This window comes from Streptomyces sp. NTH33, assembly GCF_003236365.1.
Classification (GTDB): Bacteria; Actinomycetota; Actinomycetes; order Streptomycetales; family Streptomycetaceae; genus Streptomyces.
Genome location: NZ_POTZ01000738.1, coordinates 1 through 2,234 on the forward strand (window position 1 = coordinate 1; position 2,234 = coordinate 2,234).

At 72.5% G+C, this 2,234-nt stretch carries 2 protein-coding genes; both read right to left on the reverse strand.

All coding sequences use genetic code 11. The features are described 5' to 3' along the window. Positions 1-128: 128 nt before the first annotated feature. A complete protein-coding gene (locus C1I97_RS35680; protein WP_111007085.1) occupies positions 129-1,301 on the reverse strand; it encodes a hydroxylase in 1,173 nt (390 codons plus the stop codon). A 19-nt stretch (positions 1,302-1,320) separates the two neighbouring features. Then, positions 1,321-2,160, reverse strand: coding sequence for an alpha/beta fold hydrolase (locus C1I97_RS35685; protein ID WP_111007086.1), 840 nt, complete (start codon positions 2,158-2,160; stop codon positions 1,321-1,323). Between the last annotated feature and the right edge of the window lie 74 nt (positions 2,161-2,234).

Sequence of the window (2,234 nt, forward strand, 5' to 3'; positions counted from 1 at the left end):
GCCCAGCTGGCCCCCGCCGTGCGGACCGCCGCCCTCGGGCTGTCCCGGGTCCTGCGTTCGGGCAAGGGCGCGGCGTCCGCTGCCCGGTCCTGAGCGGGGACCGGGTCCCGCGGGCCGCCCGGAAGACATCAGAAGAGCACCGACGCCGGTACCGGGTGACCGAAGGTGTTCAGGCCGTAGGCCTGGTAGATCGGGTCGGCGTTGTTGCTGGCGTGGTTCATCGCGGCGTGGATGTCGCGCCAGCACCGCTGCAGGACGGAGTCGCTGCGCAGCGCCGAGCCGCCGGCGTGCAGGAACAGCTCGTCGACGGCGTCCACCGCGCGGCGGGCGATGCGGACCTGGTTGCGGCGGACCCGCAGCCGTTCCTCGGCCGGGAACCGCTCGTCGCGCTGTGCCCGCTCCCACATCTGCTCGATGTCCTCGAACAGCTGGACCTCGCCGGCCTCCAGGTCGGAGATCGCCCGGCCCAGCACGGCGAGCTGGTGCGGGTCGTTGGCGGTCCGCACCCCGCGGGCCGTGACCCGGCCCCGCATCGAGGCGACGAACGCCGCCAGGGCGCCCTGCGCCATCGCGACCGTCGCGGTGGTGATGCCCGCGGTGAACATCGGGTGGAACGGCATCCGGTACAGCGGCGAGTCACCCCGCCCGACCCGGTGGGCCAGGCCGCCGTCCTCCATCGGAACCGGGTCGAGGATCCGGTGCTCCGGGACGAACTTGTCCTCGATGAGGATGTCCTTGCTGCCGGTGCCGCGCAGCCCGACCACGTCCCACGAGTCCTGGACGATCTCGTAGTCCGCCCGCGGAAGGACGAAGTGGCGCAGTCCGCCCGGGACCGGCTTGCCCTCCTCGTCCACGATCAGGCCGCCCAGGATGATCCACCGGCAGTGGTCCGTGCCCGAGGAGAACGGCCAGCGACCGGAGAACCGGAACCCGCCCTCGACCGGGGTCGCACGCCCCAGCGGGGCGTACGGCGAGGCGATCCAGGTGTCCGGGTCCTCGCCCCAGATCTCCTTCTGCAGCGCGATGTCCATCTGCGCCACCTCGAACGCGTGGACCCCGACCACACCGGCCACCCAGCCCGCCGAGGAGGACTGGACCCCGATGTCCCGCAGGGTGCGGAAGAAGTCGACCGGACTGGCCTCGTGGCCGCCGAACTCGGCCGGCTGCAGCATCCGGATGACGCCGCTGGAGCGCAGCACCTCGGCCGCCCTGTCGGTCAGCCGGCCCAGTTCGTCGCTGGGCGCGGCCTCGGCGGCGATCTCCTCGGCGCGGGCCAGGATCCGTTCGTGTACCTCGTGCATGGCGGAAGCCCTTTCTTCCTCAGTTGTGGAGCAGGAAGTCGGTGACGGTGCGGTTGAACTCGTCGGCGTGCTCGAGCTGGGCCCAGTGGCCGCAGCCGGCCAGCAGCACCATCCGGGAGCGGGGCACCAGGGAGACCAGCTTCAGCGAGCTCTCGTAGTGCACGACCCGGTCGTCGCGGCCGTGGAAGAACAGGGACGGTGCGGTGATGCCGGCGATCTGGGCGTGGGTGGCCATGTGCGGGCGCGGCCGGCCGATGCCGGCGGCGAAGTTGGCGAGGTGGTCCGGGCGTTCCACCGCGGCCTTGTGGCGGAGGCGGACCAGTTCCTCCGAGGCGTGCGCCGGATCGAAGGTCATCACCTCGACCAGGTCGCGGAAGTTCTCCTCGGTGGGCTCGCGGTAGGTCCGCTGCAGCACCCTCACGCCCTCGCTCGGCCCGCCGCCGGGCACGAAGAGGTGGGCGCCGCCGACCCCGGCGCCCATGGTGATCAGGTGGCTGGTCCGCTCCTGGTGGGTCGCGGCGAACAGGATCGAGGTGGCGCCGCCCATCGAGTTGCCGATGAACGCCGCCTGCTCGATGCCCAGCGCGTCGAGGAACTCCAGCGCGGTCGCGGCGTGGTCGCGGTCGTCGTAGCCGACCGGGTCGGACTTGCCCCAGCCGGGCATGTCGACGGCCAGGCAGCGGAACCGCTTGCCGAGCTCGCGGATGTTCGCCGCGAAGTTGCTCCAGCCGGTCGCGCCGGGGCCGGAGCCGTGCAGCAGCACGAGCGGGTGCCCCTCCCCGTACTCGTGGTAGTGGACGCGCCCGCTCGGCAGGTCCACGAAGCGGCTGGTCGCTTCCTCGGTGAAGGTGTCGGTCATGATCGGGATCCTCCTGGTGTCGGGTACGGCGCGGTGCGGAACGCGGCGCGTGGGGGCGGGGGCCGGGTCAGCCG